The organism is Streptomyces sp. NPDC058646 (assembly GCF_042716875.1).
Classification (GTDB): domain Bacteria; phylum Actinomycetota; class Actinomycetes; order Streptomycetales; family Streptomycetaceae; genus Streptomyces.
Map to the genome: position 1 here is coordinate 618046 of NZ_JBHXRK010000001.1, position 26832 is coordinate 644877.

Annotated in this window: 25 protein-coding genes and 2 pseudogenes; 19 read left to right on the forward strand and 8 right to left on the reverse strand. The window is 71.3% G+C overall.

What is annotated here, in order from left to right; all coding sequences use genetic code 11:
* Positions 1-2: 2 nt before the first annotated feature.
* Positions 3-4847, reverse strand: coding sequence for a DUF6531 domain-containing protein (locus tag ACFWUZ_RS02725; RefSeq protein ID WP_384365819.1), 4845 nt, complete (start codon positions 4845-4847; stop codon positions 3-5).
* Between the two features lie 225 nt (positions 4848-5072).
* On the opposite strand from ACFWUZ_RS02725, the gene ACFWUZ_RS02730 reads away from it, so the two are divergent.
* The 3 genes and pseudogenes from ACFWUZ_RS02730 to ACFWUZ_RS02740 all read left to right on the forward strand — a co-directional run.
* Positions 5073-5276 carry a hypothetical protein gene (locus ACFWUZ_RS02730; RefSeq protein ID WP_384365822.1) on the forward strand — a complete coding sequence of 68 codons (204 nt, stop codon included), beginning with the start codon at positions 5073-5075 and terminating at the stop codon, positions 5274-5276.
* Positions 5277-5286: 10 nt separating this feature from the next.
* The gene (locus ACFWUZ_RS02735; protein WP_384365825.1) at positions 5287-5454 is read left to right on the forward strand and encodes a hypothetical protein; all 168 of its coding nucleotides are present in this window, start codon (positions 5287-5289) and stop codon (positions 5452-5454) included.
* 591 nt (positions 5455-6045) lie between these two features.
* Positions 6046-6213 (forward strand): annotated as a pseudogene (locus ACFWUZ_RS02740) (pirin family protein); the annotation flags it as partial.
* A 423-nt stretch (positions 6214-6636) separates the two neighbouring features.
* Here ACFWUZ_RS02740 and ACFWUZ_RS02745 read toward each other — a convergent pair.
* The 4 genes from ACFWUZ_RS02745 to ACFWUZ_RS02760 form a co-directional block, all read right to left on the reverse strand.
* Positions 6637-7452, reverse strand: a complete 816-nt coding sequence (locus ACFWUZ_RS02745) for a hypothetical protein (RefSeq protein WP_384365828.1) — start codon at positions 7450-7452, stop codon at positions 6637-6639.
* 378 nt (positions 7453-7830) lie between these two features.
* The gene (locus ACFWUZ_RS02750; protein ID WP_384365831.1) at positions 7831-8100 is read right to left on the reverse strand and encodes a hypothetical protein; all 270 of its coding nucleotides are present in this window, start codon (positions 8098-8100) and stop codon (positions 7831-7833) included.
* 293 nt (positions 8101-8393) lie between these two features.
* Positions 8394-9020 (reverse strand): DUF305 domain-containing protein, encoded by a 627-nt coding sequence (locus ACFWUZ_RS02755; protein ID WP_384365834.1) that lies wholly within the window; start codon positions 9018-9020, stop codon positions 8394-8396.
* A gap of 104 nt (positions 9021-9124) precedes the next feature.
* Positions 9125-9565, reverse strand: a complete 441-nt coding sequence (locus tag ACFWUZ_RS02760) for a DUF6153 family protein (RefSeq protein WP_384365837.1) — start codon at positions 9563-9565, stop codon at positions 9125-9127.
* A gap of 67 nt (positions 9566-9632) precedes the next feature.
* On the opposite strand from ACFWUZ_RS02760, the pseudogene ACFWUZ_RS02765 reads away from it, so the two are divergent.
* The 3 genes and pseudogenes from ACFWUZ_RS02765 to ACFWUZ_RS02775 form a co-directional block, all read left to right on the forward strand.
* Positions 9633-9803: pseudogene (locus ACFWUZ_RS02765) on the forward strand (MFS transporter); the annotation flags it as partial.
* Positions 9804-10106: 303 nt separating this feature from the next.
* Entirely contained in the window at positions 10107-10628 is a 522-nt protein-coding gene (locus ACFWUZ_RS02770) for a DUF4396 domain-containing protein (protein WP_384365840.1), read from the forward strand.
* 148 nt (positions 10629-10776) lie between these two features.
* A complete protein-coding gene (locus ACFWUZ_RS02775; RefSeq protein WP_384365843.1) occupies positions 10777-11187 on the forward strand; it encodes a four-helix bundle copper-binding protein in 411 nt (136 codons plus the stop codon).
* Positions 11188-12201: 1014 nt separating this feature from the next.
* On the opposite strand, the gene ACFWUZ_RS02780 is transcribed toward ACFWUZ_RS02775, so the two are convergent.
* Complete coding sequence (locus ACFWUZ_RS02780) at positions 12202-12729, reverse strand: hypothetical protein (protein WP_384365846.1); 528 nt, start codon at positions 12727-12729, stop codon at positions 12202-12204.
* Positions 12726-12866, reverse strand: coding sequence for a hypothetical protein (locus ACFWUZ_RS02785; RefSeq protein WP_384365849.1), 141 nt, complete (start codon positions 12864-12866; stop codon positions 12726-12728). The genes ACFWUZ_RS02780 and ACFWUZ_RS02785 overlap by 4 nt, the downstream gene beginning before the upstream one ends.
* 117 nt (positions 12867-12983) lie before the next feature.
* On the opposite strand from ACFWUZ_RS02785, the gene ACFWUZ_RS02790 reads away from it, so the two are divergent.
* Positions 12984-13577 (forward strand): TetR/AcrR family transcriptional regulator, encoded by a 594-nt coding sequence (locus ACFWUZ_RS02790; protein ID WP_384365852.1) that lies wholly within the window; start codon positions 12984-12986, stop codon positions 13575-13577.
* 115 nt (positions 13578-13692) lie between these two features.
* Here ACFWUZ_RS02790 and ACFWUZ_RS02795 read toward each other — a convergent pair whose 3' ends face one another.
* On the reverse strand, positions 13693-14280 hold the full coding sequence (locus ACFWUZ_RS02795) for a GNAT family N-acetyltransferase (RefSeq protein ID WP_384365855.1): 588 nt from the start codon (positions 14278-14280) through the stop codon (positions 13693-13695).
* A 182-nt stretch (positions 14281-14462) separates the two neighbouring features.
* On the opposite strand from ACFWUZ_RS02795, the gene ACFWUZ_RS02800 reads away from it, so the two are divergent.
* From ACFWUZ_RS02800 to ACFWUZ_RS02855, 12 genes are all read left to right on the forward strand, one after another.
* Positions 14463-15734, forward strand: coding sequence for an ATP-grasp domain-containing protein (locus ACFWUZ_RS02800; protein ID WP_384365858.1), 1272 nt, complete (start codon positions 14463-14465; stop codon positions 15732-15734).
* Entirely contained in the window at positions 15731-16564 is an 834-nt protein-coding gene (locus ACFWUZ_RS02805; protein ID WP_384365861.1) for a Rossmann-like domain-containing protein, read from the forward strand. The genes ACFWUZ_RS02800 and ACFWUZ_RS02805 overlap by 4 nt, the downstream gene beginning before the upstream one ends.
* Positions 16561-17682, forward strand: coding sequence for a PLP-dependent cysteine synthase family protein (locus tag ACFWUZ_RS02810; RefSeq protein ID WP_384365864.1), 1122 nt, complete (start codon positions 16561-16563; stop codon positions 17680-17682). Before ACFWUZ_RS02805 ends, ACFWUZ_RS02810 begins: the two co-directional genes overlap by 4 nt.
* A complete protein-coding gene (locus ACFWUZ_RS02815) occupies positions 17679-18737 on the forward strand; it encodes a dipeptide epimerase (protein ID WP_384365867.1) in 1059 nt (352 codons plus the stop codon). Before ACFWUZ_RS02810 ends, ACFWUZ_RS02815 begins: the two co-directional genes overlap by 4 nt.
* Positions 18734-20008: an MFS transporter gene (locus ACFWUZ_RS02820; protein WP_384365870.1), complete on the forward strand. Its 1275-nt coding sequence runs from the start codon at positions 18734-18736 to the stop codon at positions 20006-20008. Before ACFWUZ_RS02815 ends, ACFWUZ_RS02820 begins: the two co-directional genes overlap by 4 nt.
* The gene (locus ACFWUZ_RS02825) at positions 20005-20826 is read left to right on the forward strand and encodes a class I SAM-dependent methyltransferase (protein ID WP_384365873.1); all 822 of its coding nucleotides are present in this window, start codon (positions 20005-20007) and stop codon (positions 20824-20826) included. Before ACFWUZ_RS02820 ends, ACFWUZ_RS02825 begins: the two co-directional genes overlap by 4 nt.
* A complete protein-coding gene (locus ACFWUZ_RS02830; RefSeq protein WP_384365876.1) occupies positions 20823-22388 on the forward strand; it encodes an ABC transporter substrate-binding protein in 1566 nt (521 codons plus the stop codon). Before ACFWUZ_RS02825 ends, ACFWUZ_RS02830 begins: the two co-directional genes overlap by 4 nt.
* Positions 22376-23332 carry an ABC transporter permease gene (locus ACFWUZ_RS02835; RefSeq protein ID WP_384366316.1) on the forward strand — a complete coding sequence of 319 codons (957 nt, stop codon included), beginning with the start codon at positions 22376-22378 and terminating at the stop codon, positions 23330-23332. Before ACFWUZ_RS02830 ends, ACFWUZ_RS02835 begins: the two co-directional genes overlap by 13 nt.
* Positions 23329-24138, forward strand: a complete 810-nt coding sequence (locus ACFWUZ_RS02840) for an ABC transporter permease (protein WP_384365879.1) — start codon at positions 23329-23331, stop codon at positions 24136-24138. The genes ACFWUZ_RS02835 and ACFWUZ_RS02840 overlap by 4 nt, the downstream gene beginning before the upstream one ends.
* Positions 24135-25637, forward strand: coding sequence for an ABC transporter ATP-binding protein (locus ACFWUZ_RS02845; protein ID WP_384365882.1), 1503 nt, complete (start codon positions 24135-24137; stop codon positions 25635-25637). Before ACFWUZ_RS02840 ends, ACFWUZ_RS02845 begins: the two co-directional genes overlap by 4 nt.
* 362 nt (positions 25638-25999) lie before the next feature.
* Complete coding sequence (locus ACFWUZ_RS02850; protein WP_384366319.1) at positions 26000-26347, forward strand: HAD family hydrolase; 348 nt, start codon at positions 26000-26002, stop codon at positions 26345-26347.
* Positions 26347-26535, forward strand: a complete 189-nt coding sequence (locus tag ACFWUZ_RS02855) for a hypothetical protein (protein ID WP_384366322.1) — start codon at positions 26347-26349, stop codon at positions 26533-26535. The genes ACFWUZ_RS02850 and ACFWUZ_RS02855 overlap by 1 nt, the downstream gene beginning before the upstream one ends.
* The last annotated feature ends 297 nt before the right edge of the window (positions 26536-26832 follow it).

Sequence of the window (26832 nt, forward strand, 5' to 3'; positions counted from 1 at the left end):
GCTCACCTCCTTTTCGGTTTGTTGCCGGTGTCCGGCGGACTCAATTCGGGAATGTCGGGGCGGGGAACTTCAATGCGCTGATTCTCCGAGTACCAGTGGATCGAGTCCCACGACCGCCCCATCGGATTCGGGTCTCCGTCCGCGACGTCAGCCTCGTGCATCCGCACGTTACGGGCAACAATGCTCATCTCCCAGGCCGTGCCGACACCTTCCGGACGGTTCCCCTCCTGCGTCGAGTAGGGCGAACCGTCCGCGACAGCGCGCTGGAACGCCTCGACGATGGTCTCGGGGGTGTTCCAGTTGCCTCGGTCGCCGGCACGGTTGGGCATGCCGTCCAGGGTGATCGAGAGAGTCGTGTTCCGGTCCCCGACGGCATCCATGACGTTCGTCATCCACACCGGAGCTCCGCCCTCGATCGCGGCGTAGGCGGGATCGTTGTACGTGTGCGCTCCGGGATCCTGGGGGCGGTCAGGATCATGGTCCGGATCGTCCGGATCGTTGCGCAGGTGCCGTGCCAGCCTGTTCGAGGGGCCGTTGGGCGCCGGCTGGTTCCACCCCAGCACCACGCTATGTCGAGGGTCGTCGCTCTTGCGGTGCGGGCACAGGGCCAGGCCCAGCGGGTCGATCCACCGAGTCGGGTTGTCGACGTACGTGAACGCGTTCGGAGCCGGGGTCAGGCCCAGCGGGTCCGGGGAGACGTAGCGGCCCGCGGACGGGTCGTAGTGGCGGTGGCGGTTGTAGTGGAGTTCCGACTCCGGATCGAAGTACTGGCCGGGGAGGCGGAGAGGGGTGTAGGCGCTCGCGTCGCGGTTCCAGGTGGTGGTGCCCCAGAGGGTGGCGCGCGTGTACCAGGCCACCTCCCCCTCCTCGTCGATGAGCTCGCGCGGGGTCCCGATCAGGTCCGTGGCGATCGCGAAGAACCGGCTGTCGACCTCCGCCGGGCCGATGAACCGCCGCTCCACCTGGGTGACCGGCTTCACGCCGTCGTGGTCCCACGTCAGCGCCACGGACTCCGGCGCGCCGGGCACACGGCCCACCTGCTCGACGAGGGTGTCTCCGTCCCAGGTGAAGGAGACCTCCTCGGTGACCGACGCCCCGTCCGGCGACAGGCGCTGCTTCGCGATGCGGCGGCCGAGCGCGTCGTACACGTAGCGCCAGCGGGTGCCGTCCGGAGTGGTGACCGCGACCAGACGGTCCTCCACGTCCCACTCGTACCGCCAGGTGTCCGGCTTACGCGAGAGGCGCTGCTTCTGGCGCAGCACCACGCGACCCTGTGCGTCGTACTCGTAGCGGACGGAGCCCGCCCGGGTGATCCGGGTTCCCGCGTAGACGCGCGGCCCCGTGGCGGAGCCGTCGTACGCCGGCCAGGAGGCCTCGGTCTGGTTGCCGGCCCCGTCGTAGGCGTACCGCTCGGTCCACTGCGCGGCGGACACGCACGTGACCCGGCCCTCCGGGGTCAGGTCGAACCGGCGCGGGCCGGTGAGCCGGTCGTCGACCTCGGTGAGGTGCCCGTCCGGCCGGTAAGCGTACGTGCGGTGCTGGACGGTGCGGTCGCCGGCCGCCCGGACCAGCTGCCCGGTGAGGCGCCCCCGGTCGTCGTACGCGTGGTCGATCGTCAGGCCCTCGCCGATGCGTCGGACGGTCTCCCGGCCCGCCTCGTCGAACCGGAAGGTCACTTGTCGGCCGGAAGCGTCGAGCAGGGCGCTGCGGTCGCCCGGGAAGTCCCAGCTGCTCACCGCACCGGTGGGGGTGGTGCGGCGGATACGACGGCCGACCTCGTCGTAGAGGTGGGTGAGCTCCCGGCCGTTGCACAGCTCGCGCAGGACCCGGCCCGATGCGTCGCGCACGTAGGAGAGGTCCGCGTCGGGGCTGACGGCCCGCACCAGACGACCGGAGGCGTCGTAGGTGAAACGGGTGACGGCGCCCCCGGCGTCCTTCACGACCACCCGCCCGGCGGCGTCGCGCTCGTAGCGGACCGTCTGGCCGAGCCCGTTGGTACGGCTGGTCAGCCGACCGAACGCGTCGTGGGTGTAGTGGAGGCTGCGGCCGTCGAAGTCGGTCTCGGATGTGCGACGGCCGAGTGCGTCGTAGGTGTAACTCCACGTCAGCCCCATGGGGTTGGTGACGCGGGTGAGACGCAGCTCGGTGTCGTAGGCAAAGGAGTGGCGGGCGCCTTCGGGTGTGGTGCGGGCGGAAACCAGGTCGAAGTGGGTGTACTCGAAGTGCGACTCGCCGCCCGCGGCGTCCGTGTGGGTCAGGCAGTTCCCCTCGCCGTCGTAGGTCCAGGATTGCACCGAGCCGTCCGGGTCCGTACGGCGCGCGAGCTTGCCCTCGACCGTCCACTCCAGCTCCGTGACACCCCCTTGCGGGTCGGTGATCCGTATCGCGCGGCCGAACGCGTCCCGCGCGTAGCGGGTGACGGTGCCCTGCGCGGTGCGGATCACGAGGGGCAGGCCCGCCGGGTCGCAGTGGATGCGCTGCAGCCCGTCGAGGGAGTCGTCCACGCCGGTCAGGTGGCCTTGCGCGGTGTGGAAGAGCCGGGTCGTCGTTCCGTTCGGGCGGGTGAAGAGGGTCGGGTTCCCGCGGTCGTCGTACTCCTGGTGCGACCTGCCGCCGTCGGTGCCGGTGACGGAGGTGAGCTGGTGCCGGTCGTTGTACTCGACGGTGGCCGCGGCGCCGTCCGGGTGGACGATACGGACGAGGTCGCCGCGGCCGTCGTAGGTGTAGGTGGTGGTCCGGCCAAGGGGATCGGTATGGGCGAGCAGCCGGTCGAACGGGTCCCAGAGCCGCCGGCTCGTGTGCCCGAGAGGGTCGGTCTCGGCGACGACCTGGAGGAGCTCGTTGAACCGGAAGACGGTGGTCGCGCCCGCGGAGTCGGTGTAGCGGGTCGTGCCCGATGCTGTGTCGTAGGCGAACGTGGAGGAGAGGAAGCCGTCCGGGCCGACGGTGCGCACCACCCGGCCGGCGGTGTCGTAGACGTACTGGAAGGTAGCGCCGTTGCGGTCGGTCCAGGACGTGACGCGGGCGTCTTCGTCGTACGTCAGACGCTGGGCCGAACCGGAGGAGTTGGTGACGGCAGTCAGGTTGCCGGGCTCGTCGTAGCCGTACGACATGACCTTGACGGGGCCGTCGTCCGCGCGCACGGCCAGGGCGGTGACCCGCTCGTCCTCGGTGGTCAGCCGCACCTGGTACCCACCGCTGTGGGAGACGGAGGTGGGAGTTCCATCAGTGCCCCGCCCGAAGGTGATGGCGTTGTCGTTCCGGTCCGAGACCGCGGTCAGCCAGTAGGCCGTGGAGGCGCGGTACGGGCTGCCGGTGAAGGACTTCGTCAGTCCTGATCCGGTGTCGGTGACGGTGTACGTCGTCTCGCCGTCGTGCTCGCCGTCGTGCGCGAGAGCGAGACGGGGGCCCTCGAGGGGCAGTACGGGCTCGTCACCGGCCTGCGGCAGGCGGGGGTAGACGAGGAGGGAGCCGTCCTCCCGGGCCCAGACGGCGCCGAAGCCGACCGGGTCGGGTTCCAGACGCTCGTCGAGGGTGGAGGCCCAACTGCGGCCAAACCACTGGCCGTAGCGGTACCCGGACAGATGCGTGCGCTTGAGGACGAGCGGCAGTGTGCCGGGGAGGGCGAGGTCCGTCTGGGGCAAGGTCATCTCACCGGTGACCACGTCGATCGGGTCGTTCTCGCAGCGCTTCTTGTCCAGCGAGATGCCGTTGCGGCGGGCCTCGTCCTTGGCCTTGTCCAGGGAGTCGGGCTTCGTTCGGCTGCTCGCGTCCTTGCTGCCGGAGCCGGTCCTGCCCCGGTCGCTTCCTCCGGATCCGTTCTTTCTAATACGGTTGAAGTCGTCGTAGATCGCCTGGTCGTTCTTCTTGTGGTCGGTGGATATCTGCTTGACCGCTTTGGGGAGGGTCGTGCCGACGTGGTCCCCCATCGCCTTCGTGGCCTTGGCCAGAGAGGCCATGAACTTGTCGGCGACCGGGTCGATGGCCTGGGCGATGGAGTCACGGCCCCGGGTGCGGCCGTGGTGGGACTTGGCCTTGGTCAGCTTCGACGTGGTCTTGCCGTGGATGTTGACGCTCACACTGTTGAGGCTGGTACCGGCGCGGGCGTGTTCGCTGTGCTCGATGTGGAGGTCGACCAGGCCGGTGCCTCCCCCACCACCGGCGCCTCCCGCGGAGGCGAGGTGGAGGGCCTCTTTCCCCGACTGGACGCCGTCCTTGAAGCCGTCCTTGCCCGCGTCCTTCGTCTGGTCGAGGTCGACGCCGTCCTGGAAGCCGAGAGCCATCGAGCCGAGCTGGACGACGAGGTCGGCAGCCATGCCCTCCAGGGCGGCGACGGCCGGTTCGGTCATGGCGGAGACGATGTAGCCGACCGCTTCCTCCATGCACTCCTTGATGAGGCGCTTGACGACCTCCTGGGTGGCGCGCATGGCGCCCGCGCCGATCAGCATCGACAGTCCGCCGGTGACCGGTATGAGGGAGAGGGCGATGCCGGCTTCGGTGGCGAGGTAGCCGAGCTGGACCAGCGCGGCGGTCTTCATGCCGACCACGGCGTCGGCGGCGAGGTCCATGGCGCCTGCGATGGTCCGGGCCGCGTCTGCAAGGTCCTTGAAGTGCTTGGTCTTGACCTTGTTCCAGTGCTTGTTCAGGGCCTCGATCGACTCGCCCTTGCTGGCCGACAGCAGGCGCTCGACGTGGTTGTTGGCGAGCTGGCCGTCGTCCAGCAGGTCCTCGGCGAACTCGCGGAGCGAGTCGGCCATGTCCCGGTACGCGTCCTCGTCCACATTCGGCCAGGCCACACCGATCAGGTCCAGCAGTGTGTCCGCCCAGTCGGGCACCGTGACCGACATGCCCCACCCCCGTACCTGTGAACGTTCCCCCGATGCTTGTGCGAATCATGATGTCATGACGGTCTGACAGCCCGACATCACGGCTGGGGAGTTGACCACAGACGCCCTCGGCTCGACAGGTTGCCGCGAGGGGGCGTGGCGGTTGCGAAGGCTCCTGTGGGTCTGCAGGGGGGACCGCTCTGGAGCACGCACCGGAAGAGCGAGCGAGCCACGCTCATTCACTTCATGACATCCGATCCGTACGGTGCGGGCGCCCTGCTCGCGTTGGACGCGGATGCCGACCAGGAAGCGCACCTGCTCCTCGCCGCCGTCCGCGAACGGTCCAAGGACCGGTCCGGCCCCGCAGCCCTGCGGGAACACGCCTGGGCACCTCGGCCCGCCGCCTGCACGAGCGCTGGCTCAGGTCAAAGCGGGCCGATCTCGGTGTAACTTCCCGAGCGTGGAAGAAACCCAGGTCAGCGAATGGGAACGGGGCACTGCTGAAGACCTTGTGCGGGACGCCGAGGCCCTCGGCATCGAGCAGATCTTCACGCGGATGATCACCGACTGGGTGGAGGTGGGCCTCTTGGCTGCCCCCGAGTTCGAGAAGTCCACTGCACCGGATTGACTGGGCCCAGTACCAGTCGGCCCGGGGCCGCTGTGGGCTCGGGCCCGCTCCCACACCTCGTGCCGGTCGGTGTGAAGCCGACGGGTCCCGGGTGAGGCCTTCCACCACCTTGTGGTCGAAGGCGCTCATCCGGCGGGTGCCGAGCGCGGGGAAGATGTGGTGCTGCAGGAGCGAATGCAGGGGGCTGAGCGATGCCACGGCGATGTGACGTCGGCTGGCCTTCCACTCGGCGGTGTACTCCCGGAACCGCATCTGACATTACTTCTCGACGCGCTCGCTCTTCGCCTGCTTCGCAGGGACCGCCGTCTTCGCCTTGTAGACATCGGTCAGCCGCTTGACGGCCGCGTCCCGCGTCAGGTAGCCCGACCCCTCGACCTGGTTGCCGCCGGGGCCCCGGCAGCGGACCTTGTAGAAGTGCGGGCACTTCGCCCTCGGGACGGTGCGTGCTCGCAGTCCTTGAAGAAGCTGCCCATCCCGCGGTCCACTGTCGTGGCTGCCATGCGTCCGGACCCCTCGGATACCGATGCTGACGGTTTGCTGACGGTCAGCGATACGAGGCCCACTTGACCTGCGAAAACGTTGCTGTGCCGCGTTTTGTTCTGGAACTGGATCGGACGGTCCCAGGAGGACATCGCAGGGTTCCGCGAAGACTGGATGAACGGCACCCGCTACGGTGAGGTCAAGGGCTACGACGGGGCTCCGATTCCTGCCCCGGAACTTCCCCCAACTCGGCTGACGCCTAGGGGTAGAACGCGCTGAACAGTGCTGATGCCATGAAGGCTGCAGGCTGTACGTGGCGGCTGGCATCGTTCCGCTTCTGAGGGTCCGGCGGGAGTCGGCGTGATCTCTCCAACGGCATTTTGATCTTGATGTCGAGTCTCATGTGGATCAGGGTGTGGCCGGGCCCAGTCGAACGAATGCTGACTCTGCTGACGAGTAGTTGGGCACGGGGAGGAGAGGTCAGGGCCTACCGTCGAGCAGTGGAACGTCACGCCGAACGGGTGTGGCGCGGGCAGCTTGGAGGGCCGTGGACCGTTCCAGGTGAGCTCTCCTCCCGAACTGGGGTCTGCTGTTGTCCTGTCGTGGAGGCCACCGCACCACGTTGTGGACAGTAAACAGAGAAGTTGAGTCAGAACCGCTTCTCATGCAGCTATCGATGAGGAAGCCGCTGCTTTCAGCGGGTCACTGGTGTTCGGCGCTGGTGTGGTCCTCGTGCTGTGCGGTGGGGGCGGTCGTGGTGCTGTTGGTGGTGTGCAGGGTGAAGGCGGCGGTGCGGACGGTGCCTTGGTGCTTGAAGTCGAGGAACAGGCGGTAGGCGCCCGGGGTGGGAGCGGTGGCCATGAAGGAGATGGCGGGGCCGGGCTGGGTGGTGCCGTCGCCGGGTTCGCCTTCGGGGTGGACGTGCAGGTAGGCGAGGTCGCCGGAGCGCAGGGCGACGAGGTGGCCGTAGGCGCCGAGGTAGGGCTCTAGGTCGGTGACGGGCTTGCCGTCCTTCACCACGCTCAGCGTCAGGCCGGTCATCGTGCCGGCCGTGAGCTTGCCGTCGAGAGTGACGGCGTAGCCGTCGACTTCGGCCGTGGTCTTCTGGGGCGGCAGCTCACGCGGCTGGTAGGGGCCGGCGACGGCGAGGTCCGCGCCCAGGGTGAGGGGCTTCGCGCCTGGTGCCGCGGGGGTGAAGTCGGCGAAGACCCGGTAGTCGCCTGCCGCGGGCAGGTCGACGGGGGTGCTCCAGGTCCCGTCCGACCCCAGGGTGGGGTGTAGGTGGCGGAAGGTGTTCAGGTCACGTGAGGCGACGATGAGGTGCAGGTCCTTGTCGTGGGCCCTGGCGTAGTCGGTGACGGCTTCGCCGGCCTCGTCCTTGATGGCGAAGCGCAGTGGGGCTTCCTGGCCGGCGGCCAGGCGCGGGGTCAGCAGGGCGAGGGTGTAGCCGTCCTGGGAGATCTGCAGTCCGCCCGGGAGGGGCGGCGTCGCTCCGGTGTGCTGGTCGCCGTGGTTCATCGCGTTGCTCTCCTGGTGTGCGGCGGCGTGCGCGGCGCTGGGGGTCTTGCCGGTGACCGGGTTCGGCTACTGCTCCTATGCCGTAGGCGCTGGTGAACGTCAGGGCGAGGGCTGCACCGTAGAGGCCGATCTTGGCTGTGGTGTTCATGGTGGTCTCCCGTGTCGTGCGTGGGCCGGACGGCGCGCTGAAGGTTCTCGATTGACCAGAGCATACCCCTAGGGGGTATCAGTGCAGCTGAGGGGGTTTGCACAGCCTGCGCCTGCGCTCCTTCCGCGCCGGCAGCTGAGCCCATGCCGCAGACGCCCCCACGCGTCCTATGGGCTCGTGGACGACGTCGTTGCTGTCGAAGGCCAGGAGGTGGTCGGGGCCGGCCGTGGTCAGTACGGAGCCCCGGGTACCGCCTGGGAGGGGGCCCATTCGGTCCAGGATGTCCCGTCGCCACCGGAGAGAACCTTGCCGTCTGCAGTGAGGGCGATCAGCCGGCCGGGAGTCGGCTGCTCCACGGCGGCCAGGGCCGGTGCGCCGGGAACAGGCCGGAAGGCGGCACCGCTGTCGGTGCTGTGCAGCAGCCCGTCGCGGCGGGTCGCCCACACCTCCTGCGGCGGCCCGGCGAGGTCACCGGCCGGGATCTTCGACGCCGCTCCCACGTGGCGCCGGCGTCCCTGCCGGCCCAGATCTGCGAGGTCTGGCTGTCGAGGCGGTACAGCGGTTCCCGGGCCGGCATCGCTCGTCGCGCCAACCTTGCCCTGCGCGGGCGCGGTGTCGGGACTCGAACAGGCGGTCAGCAGCAGGGCGCCGGTCGCCGCGGCGGCCGCGAACGCGGCTGTGCGGAAGTGGATGGTCCTGTGTGAGGTCCAGAGCGCTTGAAGGGGAAGGGCTGGCCGACCCGCGTGCGGGCAGCCGTTGCCGGATGCCCGCACCCGAGGTGTGCTGATGCGGCTCAGCTCTTCCCGAGGAGGGTGTTCATCCGGGCGATCTCCGCGCCCTGGGACGTGATGATCGCCTGGGCCATGTCCTTGGCGGGCTGGTAGGTGCCTTCGGCCTGCTCGGTCTTGGCCATGGCGACGGCGCCTTCGTGGTGCTTGACCATCAGCGTCAGGAAGGCGGTGTCGAACGCCTTGCCCGAGGAGGCTCCCAACTGCTTCATTTCTTCGGCCGTCATCATCCCGGACATGTCGTGCCCCTCGTGGCCGGCGCCCCCGGCCGGGACCTGCTCGCCCCAGGACGTGAGCCAGCCGGAGAGCGTCTTGATCTCCGGATCCTGGGCCTTCTTGATCTCATCGGCCAGCTTCTTCACCTCGGCCGACTCGGCGCGCGTCGCGGCGAGGTCGGCCATCTCGATGGCCTGACGGTGGTGGGGGATCATCCCCTTGGCGAACGCGGTGTCGGCGGCGTTGTGGTCGCCCTGCTGCGCGGGGGCGGAGGCGGACGGGGAGGCGGCGTCGTGCCCGTTGTGGGCCGAGCCGCTGTCACTGCCGCTGCCTCCGCAGGCGGCGAGGACGAGGGCGGCGGTAGCGGCCGCGGTGACGGCGGTGGCGCGGCGGATCAGGGAACACTTGAGGCTCATGGTGCAACTCCTGCTGTGGGGCACGCGCGTCTGCGGGCGTGCGGAGGTAGGGCGGGGCCGGGAGGCTGGCCGGCTCTCCGGGGGCCGGGCATGCCGGGGCCGCCCTATATGCGCAGGAGTTGCAGTTCGCTCAGGGACGGCGGTGCCCGTCCGCAGGCGGTGGCGCCGGGGATGACCCCGTGCGCGAGGACCGTCTCGGCCTCGGCGTGGCCGGGCAGGACGGCGGGCGCGGGCAGAACCGGGGCGCCGGCCGTGCCGGTGGCGGCACACGTCGCATCGGCGTGCTCGGCATGCGCGCCGCCTCCGCTGCCTGCCGGATCGTCGGCATGGACGCATCCGTCCTGGTGTGCGGCCTCGTCGGCGATCGCCCCCTCGTGGCCGGCGGCCGACGCGTGGTGGGAAGTGGCCGCCGCGTGTGCGGCGGCCGACGCGGGGGCCGGCCCCAGGCCGTGCATGGCCACCAGGCCCGTAAGCACGGTCAGGACGAGTAGCAGGTGGGAGCGCAGTCCGAAGGGCTGCACCGCTCGCACCACCTGGCCGTCCATGTCCGCATCGTAAGGCAAAGGCGCCCCATTGGCGGAGGGCGAGCCGAGGGCCGGATGGCTACCCGTTCCGCAGGCACAGGCCGGCCTCGCCTCGGGCATCGTCAACACCACCTACCAGGTCGGCTCCGCCCTCGGCCTCGCCGCCCGGACCGCCCTCGCCACCTCCCAGGGCGCGGGCACACTCGGTGGCCAGGCCGCCCACACCGACGGGTTCAGCGCAGCCTTCCTCGCCGCCGCGGGCGCCCTGGCCCCCCACCCTCATGCGCGGCAAGCGGCAGAGCCCGCCGGTCGAGACGGCCACCACCGAGGGGGGCGGCACAGCCTCGGCACGCCGGCAACTGACCAGAAGGAAAGCGAGGGGGCCCTGTCACGCCCTCGGACCTCCTTCCGGGAACGCGGGCGGGCGGGCGGGCGGGGCGGTGCGTCAGAGGCCCCGACGGAGGATCCACCAACTCTCTTGCAGATACCCCTGGGGGGTATACAGTGGTGATGTGAGCCCGCGGGGGCGGGGTCACACTGGACGGGATTGGGGATGACGGTCATGGATCACAGCGCACACCACACCAGCACCGAACACGACCACGCCGCGTACCAGGCGCACGCGGGTCACGCCGGGCACCAGATGGGCGGGGTGACGTGGGGGGCCGCAGCGAAGGCGACGCTGCACTGCCTGACCGGATGCGCCATCGGCGAGATCCTCGGCATGGTCATCGGCACCGCCCTGATGTGGGGCAACGTCCAGACGATGATTCTGGCGATCACCCTCGCGTTCGTGTTCGGCTACTCGTTCACGCTGTTCGCGGTCCGCCGGGCAGGCCTGGACTGGAAGAGCGCGATCAAGGTGGCGCTGGCCGCGGACACCGTCTCGATCGCGGTGATGGAGCTGGTCGACAACGGCATCATCGCCCTGACGCCCGGCGCGATGGACGCCCACCTGTCGGACGCCCTGTTCTGGACGGCGCTGCTGGGCGGCTTCGTCGTGGCCTTCGTGGTCACGACGCCGGTCAACAAGTGGATGATCGGCCGCGGCAAGGGCCACGCCGTCGTCCACGCCTACCACTGACCACAGCCGTACGGCACCGCGCCCGGCCGCACTCTCACGGTGCGGCCGGGCGCGTTCGCATCCGGGGGCGTTAGCTGGAGATGTACCCGGGGCTTCGACGGCGGCCGCCCGGGATCCGCCGGCCTCGCGGAGAACGGAGGCGCCGACGATGTCCAGCACCGTCAAGGACATGCTCGCCACCTACCCGGCCGACCTCGGCGAAATCGACCAGGCCAAACTCACCACCTGCATCGAGGAGTGCATCGCCTGCGCGCAGGCGTGTACGGCGTGCGCGGACGCCTGCCTGTCCGAGGGCATGGTGGGTGACCTGACCAAGTGCATCCGTACCGACATGGACTGCGCCGACATCTGCACCGCCACCGCCGCGGTCCTCTCGCGGCACACCGGCTACGACGCCAACATCACGGCAGCCATCCTCCGAGCGTGCGCCATGGCCTGCAAGGCGTGCGGCGACGAGTGCGCCAAGCATGCCGACATGCACGAGCACTGCCGCATCTGCGCCGAAGCCTGCCGAAGCTGCGAGCAGGCATGCAACGAACTGTTCTCGGCCCTCGCCTGAGGCTCGCACCGTCATCCGTCCCCCCCCCGGCAGGTCGGGGGCGACGGACCCCTTCGTCCGAGGGGACACAGGCCCCACGGGAGGCCCACGGCCGACGTGACGCCATGCTCCCCGGCAGGGTTGTGGCCCGGGCGACTCGTAGCGCGCCGCAGGCCACGCCCACCCCGGGGCGCCGACCGGCGCGGCAGCCCTGAACGCTCCGGACCGGGCCGCCGAGCACAGCCACGAGGCGCCCGACCCGCCCTCCCGCCCAAAAGCACACCGACGACCACCAGGATGCTCCGGAGCCCGATCACGCGGCTCCCCCGTGTGTGTCGGGCCAGCCCCAACAGGGCGCCGCGCTGCCCGCCCCGTTCGAGGCCCTGACCATCCGCGGGCCTCCGTACCCGTATGCGTCCGCCGCCGCTCACCCTGTCCCGGCCCTCCGGGCATCTACCCCCGTGCCGGACCCAGCGGTCCTCCGGATCTCAGCCTTCACGCCCGCCGACAGGTCGATGACCTGTGGGGCATACACGTGAGCCGACGACGCCATGCACCAGCGGCGGTTCAGCCATGCCGTGCGATGCGCCTTGGTCGACCTGCGATGACGCGCGAACGCGCAGCGATGGCCGGCTCACGTTGCACCGTGCCCGACGGGTCCGATCTTCGGCCCCGTCCTGCCCGCCTGCCTCGTTCGAGAGCCCCAGGCCCCACTGAACTCCCCTTGAAGGGTCCGTTTCGTCTTCCTCGCCCAGTCTCACCACGACGACCCCGCCCGCCGCCCCGGCGCAGCCGACCCGCAGCCGGCGCCGTTCCCGCAGCAGGCGGGAAAGCGCCTCTCTGCCGTGGCGCCATCTCGGCTACGTCCGTTACTGCGTGGGGCCGGCCTCATCAGCGGAGCCGTCGTCCACCACCCCATGGCCCCCGCGCGGCCCCAGGTGTCTGACCAGTCGATGGCCGGATCGATCCGCTGCCAGACCTGATGCGACCCTCTGGGCGCCCACATTGCCTGCGCTCAGGCCAGCCCCTGGCGGGTCAGCGCGGCTGCGGAATCTGGTCCCGCTGGCGGCGGCGCCCGTATCGGGTCACCCCGCGCGGCTTGAACACCGACAGGGCGGCCGCCGTCAGGAGCACCAGCAGAGCGGCGGCCGCGTCCGCGATCAGCTGGATGCGCATGCCCTCCAGCTCACCGCCCGCGAGGGCGGCCCGGGCGGCCGCGTCGGCCAGGTGTCCGACCGGCTGCATGTGGACCAGCAGCAGAACGGTCGCGACCACGGTGATCAGCAGCTTCGCGATGACCCAGTAGTGCCGCAGCAGCCCCCACACCGTGCCGAACGACTGCACCACCCCGGTCAGCAGAGAGGCGACGCTGAACGGGACGATCACATACCAGCCGATCACGTCCATGGCCAGGTATGCGCCCCGCACCGTCTGGGGCGCGCCGCTGGTCAGCCCGGCGACGGCGAGGGCGAGGAAGGCCGCGACCGCGCCCAGCCAGCCGACCGAGGCGGTGACGTGAAGCGTGAGCGTCAGCTTGCGCAGCCGCGGCGGGAGCGGGGTCACGGCGTATGCCCCGTCATGCCGCCGCCCGCCAGGTGCACCATCACGAACACCGCGACCAGCACGATGGCGATCGTCGCGGAGACCTTCACCCAGCGCGGTGTCCCCTCCGCGTCGGGACGGTTCGGTGAGCCTGCCATGACGCCCTCCACGGATGACGGCTGCGGGATGGGATGGCCCCGCGCGGTGTTTTGCGAGACAGTCTGTCTCTGGTCAAGACTGAGTGTATCTCCTGTGGGCGTCCGTATCCTGGGTGGGTGCCGAAGCTGTGGAACGAGACGATCGACGCGCACCGCGCCGCCGTGCGTGAGGCGATCCTGGACACCACCGCGAAGCTGGTGACCGAGGGCGGGCTGCGGTCGGTGACCATGTCACAGATCGCCGAGCGGACCGGCATCGGCCGCGCGACGCTCTACAAGTACTTCTCCGACATCGAAGCTGTCCTGCTGGCCTGGCATGAGCGGCAGGTCGCAGCCCACCTCCAGCAGCTCTCGGACATCCGGGACCAGGACGGCACGGCCGTGGAGCGCCTGACGGCCGTGCTGGAGGCGTTCGCCTCCATCGCTCGGCAGCGGCACGGCGGCGAACTCGCCGCCCTCCTGCACCAGGGCGAACACGTCACCCACGCGGAGCGGCACCTGCAGGGCATGCTCCAGCACCTGATCGCCCAGGCCTCCCAGCCCGGTGACCTGCGCTCAGACGTCCCGCCCGCCGAGCTCGCCCAGTACTGCCTCCACGCCCTGACCGCGGCGGCCGCCCTGCCCTCCCAGGCTGCCGTGACCCGCCTGGTCGCTGTCACCCTCGACGGCCTGCGCCCCAAGAGGGCGGCACCTGATCGCTCCGCAGAGTAGCCACTCGGGCTGAGCCGTGCTGATCGGAGAGCAGCCCTTCGGCCCGCTCCTCCAGGACGGCTGAGCGCGGCGGAGACGTACTCGGGCCGGCCCCGCTGGGGAAGAGCTGCGTCAGCTAGCCGCCGAGTTGGCCGGCGGTCGCCACGACGGGGATCGGGATTTCGAAGTGGACGGTCCCGTAGCCGCCGTGCTCGCCGGTTGCGCGGGCGTCGCAGACTTCGTCGGCCATGCTGCGCCAGAAGGCTTCCGCGCCGGGGATGTCGACGTTGGTGTGCAGGTAGATGGCGTCGTAGCCGGGCACCCCTGCGGCGAACTCGCAGGCTGTCCTGACCATGGCGCGGGCCAGTCCGTGCCTGCGGTGGTCCGGGCGTACGTACACCCGCAGGAGCTGCGCCGTGCGCCCCGAGGGGTAGCGCTCGGTGAGCCAGTGCGGATGCGGGGGGTGCCTGGGACCGCGGGAGTTGAGCGCGGTGGTGCCGACCACCTCTTCGCCCAGGACCGCCACGACGAGGGTGTGGCGCGGATGTGTGAGGTAGGTGCCATCGATGTCGACGACGTCATCGTGCCACTGGGGTACGTACCCGTAGTCGAACTCCCGGTAGAACGTGTCGAGCATGACGCTCCGCGCACCGGGCGCGTCTCCCCGCCGGGCGTGCCGTACCACGTACGGCCCGATCTGCTGCCACTGCTTCAGGTCTCTCACGGCTCGGTGGCTCCCTTCCGTCGCTCCGATCTCGTGAGCGGCAGGCTATCGGAAATCCACCCTATTGGAAATGAAAACGATTTCAGGTAGCTTCCTCCTCGGTTCGGTGCGGTCGCCTTCCGTCAGGCGGTCGCCTCGCTGGTATGCCCACCGGTCGTGACGGCATTTTGAGAGGAAGTCCCTTGGCGCATCTGCTGGTTGTCGAGAGCTGGGTGGGGTCGATGAGCAGGCTGCTGCCCAGGGCGATCGGGGAGGGCGGGCACGAGTTCACCTTCGTCACCCGGGACCTCCACCACTACCTGCGCGGCGCCGGATCCGAGGGCACGCACCCGCTGCTGGCGGCGCGCAACATCATCACCGCGGACACCAACGACATGGAGGTGCTGCTGCCCCACCTGGAGCGCCTGCACGCGGTGCTCGCCTTCGACGGGGTCGTCTCCTCCTGCGACTACTACCTGCCTGCCGTGGCCCGGATCGCCGATCGGCTGGGCCTGCCCGGCCCGGCTGCCGAAGCCGTCGAGGCTGCCTGCCGCAAGGACCTGACTCGCCGGGCGCTGGCCGGGGCCGGGGTGCGTGGCCCCCGCTTCGCGCTCTGCGCGGACACGGGACAGGCCGCGGCCGCCGCCCGGGAGATCGGGTATCCACTGGTGGTCAAGCCAGTGGACCTGTGTGCCGGGATGCTCGTACGAGAGGTTCGCGACGAGAAGGAGCTGGAGGCGGCCTGCCGGGCGCTGGAGGAGTTCCCGGTCAACGCGCGCGGACAGGACCGCATGCCCGTCGTCCTTCTGGAGGAGCTCCTCACCGGGCCCGAAGTCAGCGTCGAGACCGTCACCTTCGGCGGTGTCACGGGCGTGGTCGGGGTCACGGACAAGAGCATCGGCGGGGCGCCCGCCTTCATCGAGACCGGTCACATGTTCCCGGCGGGCATCGCGCCGGAGTCGGAGCGTGGAGCGGTCGACACGGCGGCGGCCGCGATCAAGGCCCTCGGCCTGGACCACGTCGTGTGCCACACCGAGATCAAGCTGACCCCCGAGGGCCCCAAGGTGGTGGAGGTCAACCCCCGGCCCGCAGGCAACCGCATCACCGAACTCGTCCGGCACGTGACCGGCATCGACCTGGCTGCCGCCTGCGTGGACGTGGCCCTCGGCCGCCTGCCCGACCTCACGCCGCGCCCGACCGGCGTGCACAGCGCCGCCATCGCTTTCCTGCTCCCCGACACCACCGGCACGCTCACCGGCATCGAGGGCGCGGACGAGGTCCGCGCACAGCCCGGGGTGCTGGAGTTCACCCTCGCCGAGCCCGGCCGGGCTGTACGGGCCGCGACCAGCAACAACGAGTACCTCGGCCACATCATGACCGCCGACACCCAGGGCGGCGGCGCCCGGGAGGCCGCCGAGCGGCTCCTCGCGCACCTGCACCCCTGTTACGAGTCGACGTCGGCGGTGCCCGCATGACCACGCCCACCCTGCACGAGCCCGCGGTGCGCACCGTCGACCAGCTCATGGAAGCGGTCCGGGCCGGGGCCTACGGCCCCGACCCCGCCCAGGAGCGCATCGCGCTCGCCTTCACCACCGCCCAGGCGGTCCGCCATGCCGGCCGCAGCAGCGGTTACCGCAACGAGGTGCTCAGCCTGCGCCTGGACGCGGCCGTCGGATCCTGCGCCGTGGAGCCGGGCGCCCTGCCTGCCGCAGCACTCGACGACTGCGTCGGTGCCTCGGTGGCCGAGCTCCTCGATCACTCGATGCTCCCCGTGCGGGTCGCCGCGCTCGACGCGTACCTGAGCCATGTGCGCCCCCACACTCCCGACCACGGCGCTCGCCCTTACGCCCTGCCGGCGGGCAGCTCCCTGCACCGGTCCAGAGCCCGCGCTCGCGCCGTGGTGGATCTGCTGCCCACGACCGGGATCCGCCGGGTCCTCGTCATCGGCGTGGTCAACTCCCTGTTGGAACAGCTGCGTGCGCGCGGCCTGGGCTACGTGCCCTGCGACCTCAAGGGCGGCACCACCGAGTGGGACGAGCCCGTACGGAGGGATGCCCTCGCGGAGCTGGAGCACTGCGATGCCGTCCTCGCCTCCGGCATGACCCTCGGGAACGGCACCTTCCAGCCGCTGCTCGACCATGCCGCCGCGAGCGGCAAGCCCCTGGTCATGTTCGCCCAGACGGGCAGCGCGGTTCTCCCGCGCTTCCTGGGTGCCGGGGTGAGCGCCGTGTCCGCCGAGCCCTACCCCTTCTTCTGGCTCGACGGCGGCCCGGGAGTCATCCACCGCTACGGAGGCACCCGGTGACCCTCGCACCCCCGCTGTACCGCCCCCCGGCCCACAGCGCGAACCCGGAGCTGCTGACCCTGGTCGGCCGCACCCCGCTCGCGCGGATCCGTACGGAACTTCCCTACGCCCACCCGGGCTTCTGGGCCAAGCTCGAATGCCTCGGCGCCGGCGGGATGAAGGCACGGTCCGCCATGTCCATGCTGCGCGGTGCCCGGCAGCGCGGCGAACTGCGCCCGGGCGCCACCGTGGTCGAATCCACCTCCGGAACCCTCGGGGTCGGGCTCGCCTTCGCCGGACAGGCCCTCGGCCACCCGGTCGTCCTCGTCGGTGACCGCGAACTCGAACCCTCCATGCGCCAGTTGCTCCGCACCTACGGTGCACAGCTGGAGCTGGTGGAGCAGCCCGCCCAGGAAGGTGGCTGGCAGGCAGCCCGGATCGCCCGGCTCCGCGAGGTCCTGGCCCGGACACCGGATGCCTACTGGCCCGACCAGTACAACAACCCCGACAACGCCGCCGGCTACCTCTCCATGGCCGCCGAACTCTGCGGACAACTGGACCACTTGGACGTCCTGGTGTGCAGCGTCGGCACCGGCGGGCACAGCGCCGGGCTCATCGGCCCGCTGCGCCGCCGCTGGCCGCGGCTGAAGGTGATCGGCGTCGACTCCATCGGCTCCGCGATCTTCGGCCAGCCCGCCCGCCCCCGCCTGATGCGCGGGCTCGGCAGCAGCATCCACCCGCGCAACGTCGCCCACCACGCCTTCGACGAGGTGCACTGGGTGGGCCCCGCCGAAGCGGTCGACGCCTGCCGCAGGCTCGCCCGTACCAGCTTCGTCAGCGGCGGCTGGAGCACCGGCGCCGTCGCCCTCGTCTCCGCCTGGGCCGCCCGCGTGGAAGCGGGCGCGGTCGTCGCGACGGTCTTCCCCGACGGTCCGCACCGCTACCTCGGCACCGTCTACGACGACGACTTCTGCCACGCGCACGGCCTTGACCGGGCCGAACTCGCCCTGCGCCCCTTGGAGATCGCACATCCGCACGCGACCGAGGCGATCGGCTGGACCCGCTGCCGCACCGTCCTCGACCCGCTCGCCGCCGCCCGGCCGCACCTGCCCGCACCGACGCGGGGAGATGCCGCATGAGACTCACCTGGCACACCGCCGAGCTGGAACTGGCCGAGCCGCTGCGCATCTCCCGCTCGGTGATGGCCCGCCGCGACGCGGTCTGGGTCGCGATCGAACACGGCGGCCTGACCGGCTGGGGCGAGGTCGTCAGCAGCGACTACCTCGGCCTGCCCACCGCCCGCATCGTCCGGCACCTCACCACGGCGCGCCCCGGCGTCGAACGCCTGCCCGACCCCGAGACCGCGTGGGACGAACACATGGCCGTTTCGTGGCCCGGCCTGCCGGAGCTGCCGGCCGGTGTGCTCGCCGGGCTGGAGGCGGCCCTGCTCGACCTGGTCGGCAAGCGGTCCGGCCGGCCCGCCCACCAACTACTGGGTACGCACACCGCACCGGCCGCGCAGACCACCCGTACGATCGGCATCACCGCCCCCGTACCGGCCGCCGCGCAGGCGGCCCGGCTCGCCATGAGCGGCTTCACCGCCCTCAAGGTCAAAGCCGGATCCCCTGATCCGGCCGAGGACCTCGCGCGCGTGGAGGCCGTACGCACCGGAGCCCCCGAGGCGAGTCTGCTGCTCGACCCCAACGGAGCGTGGACCGAACGGCAGGCCCTCGACCTGCTCCCGCGCTTCGCCGCCCTCGGCGTCACCGCCGTGGAACAGCCCATCGCGCCGGGCAGCCCCGACGCGCTCGCCCGCGTGGCCAAGGGGTCCCCGATCCCCGTCATCGCCGACGAGGACGCGGTCTCGTACGAGGACGCCGTGGCTCTCGCCGGACTGGTCCACGGCCTCAACGTCAAGCTCGCCAAGTGCGGCGGCGTACGGGCCGCCCTGCGCATCCACGACGCGTTGCGCGGCACCGGCACCGACCTCATGCTCGGCTGCCTCACCGCCAGCTCGCTCGGCATCGCCCCCGCCGTGCACCTCGCCGACCGGGCCCGCTGGGTCGACCTCGACGGACATCTGCTGCTCGCCGACGACCCGTGGACCGGCATCGGGGGCACGGACGGCACCGTACGTGCCGCCGACCGGGCCGGACTCGGCGTCAGCCGTACTCACACGGCGGTCGTCCGGTGAGGATCCTCAGCTCGATGCGGGGCTTCCCGCTCGCCGTACGCCTCCTCCTGGTCAACCAGCTCGGCGTCAACACCGGCTTCTACCTGCTCATCCCGTACCTCGCCACCCACCTCACCGACGACCTGGGGATGTCGGCCGCCGTCGTCGGCATCGTTCTCGGCCTGCGCAACCTCAGCCAGCAGGGCCTGTTCCTGATCGGCGGCTCGGCCGCCGACCGGCTCGGCGCCCGCGGCGTGATCATCGCGGGCTGCGGGCTGCGCACGGTGGGATTCGGCGCGTTCGCCCTCGGCGACAGCCTGCCGCTGCTGATCGCCGCTTCCATACTGAGCGGGCTCGCGGGGGCCCTCTTCAACCCCGCCGTGCGGACGTACGTCGCCCAGGAGGCCGGCGAGCGCAAGGCGGAGGCGTTCGCGCTGTTCAACGTGTTCGCCACGGCCGGGGCGCTGCTCGGCCCGCTGCTGGGCACACTGCTGCTGCTCGTGGACTTCCGGGCCGCCGCAGTCACCGCGGCCGGGGTGTTCGCCGTACTCACGCTCGCGCAGTTCCTGGTGCTCCCGGCACGGGAGGTACCGGCCCCCGATTCGGGTGTCCTCGCCGACTGGCGCGAGGTGGCGGGCAACCGCCGGTTCCTGCTCTTCTCCCTCGCCATGGTCGGCATGTACGGCCTGGAGAACCAGCTCTACCTGCTGCTGCCCCGTGCGGCGACCGACGCCTCCGGCTGGGGCGGCTCGGTCGGCCTGCTGTTCCTCGCCGGGACCGTCGCCAACCTGCTGTTCCAGCTGCGCATCACCCGCGCCCTGAAGGCCCGGGGGAGCAGGGGCCGTTGGATCGCCACCGGGCTGGGCGTCATGGGCCTCGGTTTCCTGCCCCCGATGCTCGTCGCGGGCGCCGCCACCGCGCACCCCCTGCGCCTGCTGCCGGTGCTCGCCGGGGCCCTGCTGCTGCACCTCGGCGTGATGATCGCCTCGCCGTTCGTGATGGAGCTGATACCGGCCTTCGGCCGCGACAGCCTGACCGGCACGTTCTACGGCCTCTTCTACGCGGTCTCCGGGGTCGCGGCCGCCGCCGGCAGCGCGGCCATCGGCTGGTCCATGGACACCGCGGGCCACACCGGCCTGACCTGGCTGCCCTACGGCTGCTGCCTCGCCCTGGGCCTGGCATCCGCAGCGGGCGTCGCACACCTCCAGCGCCGAGGGGTGCTGCCGGCAGGGCAGGCACACGATCCGACGGCCCCCGCTCGCCCCGACCGGCCCCGAAGCGAGACGCGATGACAGTGACGACAAGCAGCAACCTGCTCACCGACCACCCCGAGCTCTACGAGGAACGCTTCCCCGACCCCGAACGGCTCGCCGCCCGCTGGACCGAGGACGTGCTGACCCGCCACGGCGCCGGCCCCCGCGTCCTCGATGTCGGATGCGGCACGGGCCGTGACGCCGCCTGGCTGCACCACATGTCCGGGCGCGAGGTCACCGGCATCGACACCTCGCGGGCCATGCTGGCGCACGCGGGCGCGCACCACCCCGGCCCCGCGTACCGCCTGGCCGACATGCGCGACTTCGACCTCGGAGCGACCTTCGACGCGATCGTCTGTCTGGACAGCGCCCTGCTCTACTGCCACACCAACGAGGACCTCGCCGCCTTCCTCGCCCGCTGCCGCGCCCACCTCACCCCGGGCGGACTCCTCGTCGCGGAGATTCGCAACGGGGCCTTCTTCCTCGGCAACACCGAACTCCTCGACGGCCCGCGCACGAACACTTTTGCCTGGCGCGGTACCACGTACACCTCCCACACCACCCTGTGGATCGATCACGGCGCGCAACTCCTGCGCCGCCGCAGGACCTGGACCGCCGACGACGGCTGCCCGCAGGAAGAGCAGCGCTCCGCCTGGCGGCTCCTCTTCCCGCAGGAAATCCGGTACTTCCTCACCACTGCCGGCTTCGAGGTCCTCGCGCTGCACGACGGCCCCGGCCCCCGCACCGAACCGCCGTGGAGCGAAGGCGAGGCCCCGCGCGGGACCACGAGTTCCGACCGCCTCCACCTCGTCGCCCGGCTCAGGCCCCACCCCAGTAACGGAGACATCCCCGCATGAACGACGCCCGCTCCACCCTCGCCCGCAGAGGATTCCTCGTCGCCACGGGCGCCACCGTCCTCGCCTTCACCGCGGCCTGCGGCACCGGCGCCACCACCCCGGACGACAAGAACGCCGGCGACGGAGCTCCCCAGCAGGGCGGCCGACTGCGCGCCGCCTTCGCCGGTGGTGGCGCCAACGAGACCCTCGACCCGCACGCCGCCAACCTGTTCGTCGACGCCGCCCGCGCCAAGGCCCTGTTCGACAAGCTCGCCGACTTCGGCGCCGACCTCGCCGCCGTCCCCAGGCTCGCCGAGCGCTGGGAGCCCAACGACACCCTCGACACCTGGCGCATCACCCTGCGCAAGGCCGTCTTCCACGACGGCCGGCCCGTCACAGCCGAGGACGTCCTCTACAGCTACCGCCGGATCGCCGACCCCAAGGCCACCTTCCGGGCCAAGGCATCGCTGGAGCCGATCGACCTCGACGCGAGCCGTGCGGTGGACGCCTCCACCATCGAGTTCAAGCTCAAGCGCCCGTACGCCGAATTCCCCAACGTCCTCGCCGCGTTCGGCGCGTACATCGTGCCCAAGGAGGCCACCGCCTTCGACAAGCCCATCGGCTCCGGACCGTTCAGCTTCGTCTCCTTCAAGCCGGGCAGCTCCCTCGTCGTCAAGCGCAACGACGCCTACTGGGACGGCGCCCCCCACCTGGACGAGCTCGAATTCATCGTCGCCGGCGAGGAGTCGGCACGCGTCAGCGCCCTGCTCGGCGGTCAGGTCGAGTACGCCCACGAGCTGAACCCGGCCACCGCCCGCACCCACGAGGGCAAGGGAAAGATCGACATCGTCCGCCTCCCCGGCAGTGCGATGCAGGGCTTCGTCATGAAGACGGACCGACCGCCGTTCAACGATCCCCGGGTCCGCCAGGCCTTCTTCCTCATCGCCGACCGCAAGGAACTCGTCGACGGGGCCCTCTCCGGCGCCGGAGAGATCGGCAACGACCTCTTCGGCAAGGGCTACCAGTACTACCCCGCCGGCCTTCCGCAGCGCGCCCAGGACCTCGACAAGGCCCGCGCCCTGCTCAAGGAGGCCGGGGCCGAGGGGCTCAAGGTCACCCTCGACACCGCGCCCGCCGCCACCGGCTTCGTCGAGGCCGCCGGCATCTTCAAGGAGCAGGCCGCCAAGGCCGGAGTCACCGTCGAGGTGAAGGTCGGCAACAAGGACACGTACTGGAAGGACATCCTGAGCAACGGCACCTTCGCCTCCTACCGCTCGGGCGCCATGCCCATCGAGTCCCACATCTCACAGCGGCTGCTGACCGGCTCCACCACCAACGCCACCAAGTGGCAGCAGAAGGACTTCGACGACCTCTACCAGCAGGCCCAGTCCACCCGCGACGTCACGCAGCGCGGCGCCCTCTACGAGCGGATGCAGCGCCGACTGTACGACGAGGGCGGCTTCCTGATCTGGGGCTTCGCCGACTGGATCATCGCCACCGCCCCCAAGGTGCACGGGGTGTCGAAGCAGGCACCCGCCAACACCCTCGACTGGGCCCGTTTCGACAAGATCTGGATGGCGTGACACCTCACCTGTCATGGATCGGCCGCCGCCTGCTCCTCGGACTGGGACAGACGGCGGCCGTCGTCCTGTTCATCTTCGCCCTCACCGAGGCCCTGCCCGGTGACGCGGCGGTCGCCCTCGCCGGGGACCAGCCCGATCCCGCCCGTATCGCACGCATCCGCGAGACGATGGGCCTGGACCGGCCCGCCGCCGAACGCCTCGCCGACTGGGTCGCCGGCCTCCTGCACGGCGACCTCGGCACTTCCCTGGTCACCGGACGGCCCGTCACCGGCTACCTGGCCGCCGGACTCGGCCCCACCCTCCTCCTCGCCGGCGCCACACTCGCCCTGCTCGTCCCCCTCTCGGTCGGGCTCGGGGTCCTGGCCGCCCGCCGCGAGGGCGGCCGGCTCGACCGGACCGTCAGCGCCTTGACGCTGGCCGTTCATGCCGTCCCGGAATTCGCTGTCGGGGTCCTGCTCGCCACGCTCTTCGGGCTGTGGCTGGCCTGGCTGCCGCCCACCGCCGTCGGCGTCGACCCGTTCACGGAGCCCTCGGTACTGATCCTGCCCGTCATCGTCCTGCTGTCGCGGCCCGTGTGCACCATCAGCCGCCTCGTGCGCGCCGGGATGATCGACGCGATGGCCTCCCCGTACGCCGCCCAGGCCCGCCGCTACGGGATCTCCGCCGCCCGGATCACCTGGACCCACGCCCTGCCCAACGCGCTCGCCCCCGCCACCCAGCAACTGGCCCGGACCTGCGACTGGCTCCTGAGCGGAGTGATCGTCGTGGAGGCACTCTTCGTGATCCCCGGCCTCGGCACCGTACTCATCGAAGCCGTCGCAGCCCGCGACCTCCCCGTCGTCCAGGGCATGGCCGTCGTCTTCGGCACCGTCACCGTCGCCGTCAACCTCGCCGCCGACCTGGCTGCCCGCCGCTTCGCACCCCGGTCCGAGGTGGCGGCATGAAGCAGAAGCAGGCACGGTCCCTCTTCGCGCTCGGACTGATCGTCCTTCCCATCCTTCTCGCGCTGATCGGACCCTTCGTGGCAGGCCCGCCCGGCCCCCGCTCGGTCTCCTTCGCCTCCGGCGAAGGCCACTGGCTCGGCACGGACTTCAGCGGGCGGGACGTATGGCACCAGGTGCTCCTCGGCGGCCGCTCCGTCGTACTCGTGGCGATCGCGGCTACTGCCCTCGCCTACCTCGTCGCCGTCCCCCTGGGCCTCGCCGCGGCCCTCACCCGCCGCACCTGGCTGGAGGAGGCACTGATGCGGCCCCTGGACGTGGTCATCGCGGTCCCCTCCCTCCTCCTGGTCCTGCTCGTCGCGGCCACCCTCACACCGGGTCCCGCGGGCCTGACCGTCCTGGTCGGCCTGGCCGCCGTACCCGACGCCGCCCGCGTCGTCCACGCGGCCGCCGTCGAGATCTCCTCCCGGCCCGCCGTGGAGGCGCTGCGCATGCAGGGCGAATCCTGGTGGCGCACGGCCGTCGGGTACGTGGCCCGCTCCATGCGCCGCACCCTCGCCGCCGACGCCGGAATCCGGCTCACCGGTGCCCTCTACCTGGTCGCGACCGCCGCCTTCCTCGGCGTGGGCGTCCAGCCCGACGCCGCCGACTGGGCGGTCATGGTCGACCGCAACCGCACCGGCCTCTTCCTCCAGCCCTGGGCCGTGGTCGTGCCCGCCCTGCTCATCGCGGCCCTCTCGATGGGCACCAACCTCCTGTTCGACGCCGCCCTCCAACGGCACACCCCCCGGAAGGGAGCGACGCGATGACGCTGGTCGCAGAGGTACGGGACCTACGGGTCACCATCGGCGGACGGGCGATCGTGGACGGTGTGAGCCTCGCTGCCCACGCGGGCAGGATCACCGCCGTCATCGGCCCGTCCGGCAGCGGCAAGACCACCACGGGGCTCGCCCTCCTGGGCGAGTACCCGGCCGGCGCCGCCGTCGACGGCGAGGTCCACACCCCCGCCGGCCCGGTCGGATACATCCCCCAGCACCCCGCCTCCGTCCTCAACCCCGCCCGCCGGGTGGGCGCCCTCCTCGCCGATATCGCAGCGCGCAAGGGAGGAGACCGACTCGCACGCAGGCGCCGAGCCGAAGAGGCCCTGCGCCTCGCCCAGATCCCGGATCCGGAAGCCGTACTGCGCCGATTTCCCCACCAGCTCTCCGGCGGCCAGCAGCAGCGGGTCGTCCTGGCTCAGGCATTGCTGCTGGGCGCCCGGGTCATCGTCGCCGACGAACCCACCACCGGGCAGGACGCCCTCACCAAACAAGGCGTCGTGGCGGAGCTTGCGGCCGTGGCCGCACAAGGCATCGCCGTCATCCTGCTGAGCCACGACCTGGACGTCGTACGGGAGCTGGCCGACGAGGTCGTGGTGATGCGTGCCGGGCGCGTCGCGGAGCGCGGCCCCGCCTCGTCAGTCCTGGAGGGTCTCGAACCGGGACAGCTGTGCACGGCGCGAACGCCAGCACGCCCGCGCGGACCCCTGCGTCTGGAGACGCGCAATCTGACCGCACGGCACCTCACCACCCGGGGGGCGTCCGAGGTGCTGAGCGACATCGCCGTCTCGGTCGCGGCAGGGGAGTGCCTGGCGCTCGTCGGCCGGTCCGGCAGCGGCAAGACCACCCTGGGACGCTGCCTGGCCGGGCTGCACCGCGCGTACGAGGGCGCGGTCCTGCTCGAGGGGACGCCGCTGCCGCGCAGCCTGCGTTCCCGTAGTCGCGCTGAACTCGCCGCCGTGCAGTACGTGTTCCAGGACGCGAAGGCCGCCTTCGACGAGCACCGGCCGGTCCTCGACCAGGTCGCCCGCGGCGCGGTACGGCTCCGCGGCGCCACGCCGGAGGATGCGCGGCGTACGGCCCTGAGCACACTCGGGGAGTTCGGCCTGAGCGAGAGCCTTGCCGGGCGCCGCCCCGGCGAGCTCTCCGGCGGCGAGCTCCAGCGGGCGGCGCTGGCGCGGGCCCTGCTGACCGGGCCACGCGCCTTGATCTGCGACGAGATCACCTCCGGCCTCGACGCGGCCACGCGGACCACGATCCTCGACGCCCTGGCCCGGCTCAGGGATCGCAGCGAACTCAGTCTGGTGTTCATCACCCACGACCTCGCGGCGGCTGGAGCCCTCGCGGACCGGATCGCGGTCCTCGACGCAGGGCGCGTCGTCGAGGCCGGCCCGGCCCATCGGCTGATGGAGATGCCGCAGCACGCTCTCACCAAGGAGCTGCTGTCCGCCTCACTGACGGCGCTGCCAACCCGCCCGCCGAGACGGTGAAGGCGCGGATGGGGCCTGGTCGTCAAGTGGAGGGCGGGGCCACACGGAAAGACAGTGCAACTGATGACCGTTTCGGTTTCCCTCTGGCAGGGAGGACGCCATGCGCGTCCCCTCAGGCCGTGGCGCGGTCGCGCTCGCCGGGGTCACGGTCGCGCTGAGCCTGGCCTGGTCCGGCGTCAGTGCCACCCCCGCAGCGGCGGCGAGTGGCGGCCCAGCCGCTCGACATTTCCGTGGTCGCCTCCACGAACGTGTAAGGGGACATCGTCGAGCGGATCGGCGCTGACCGGGTCGACGTCGTCTCGATCATCAGCGATCCGGCGCAGGACCCCCACCAAGCGTGCGAGGTCGTCCTCGGCGTGGGCATGCGAGCCGAACTCGACGGAACCCGCCTCCTCGTGGGCAGTCCCGCCCTCCTGCGCCAGCACGGCGTCGACCTCACCGACGAGGCCCAGAGCTGGACGGACCGGCTGCTCGCCGGCGGCGAGACGGTCATCTGCCTCGCCCACGACGAGGACCTGATCGGCATGCTCGGAGTCTCCGACGCCGTACGGGCCGGCGCCGAAACCGTCGTCCAACAGCTGCGCGACCTCGGGGTCTCACGCCTGATCCTGCTCACCGCCGACGCGCCGGAGACCGCCCAGGTCGTCGCCGACACCCTGGGGATCACCGAAGTCCGCTCCCAGGCGCTCCCCGAGGCAAACTCCAGCTGATCCGGGATCTCCAGGCGGAGGGGCACAGGGTGGCGATGGTCGGTGACGGGACCAACGACGCCCCCGCCCTGGCAATCGCTGATGTCGGCATCACGATGGGGGAGCACTCCTCCCCTGTGGCCCTGGAGACCGCCGACAGCGCCCTGCGGGCAACGACCTGCGCCAGGTCGCCGCCGTCGTGGAACTGAGCCGCCACACCCTGCGCGTCGTACGCCAGAACCACGGACTCGCGATCGGCGTCAACCTGCTCGGCCTGGTCGCCGGTGCCGGCGGTTCCATGAATCCCGTTCTCGCGGCCCTGCTGCACAGCACGAGCAGCCTCGCGGCGGTCGGCAGCTCGGCACGCTTGGTCAACCACACCCCGCACCTGCCCCGCCCAGGTGACGACATCCTGCGGCGGGCCCCGCTGGAGGAGCGCCGCGTAGCCCACCGGGATCCCCCACGGCGACCCGACGACGAGCCTGAACCGTCAGGTTTGGCCGACC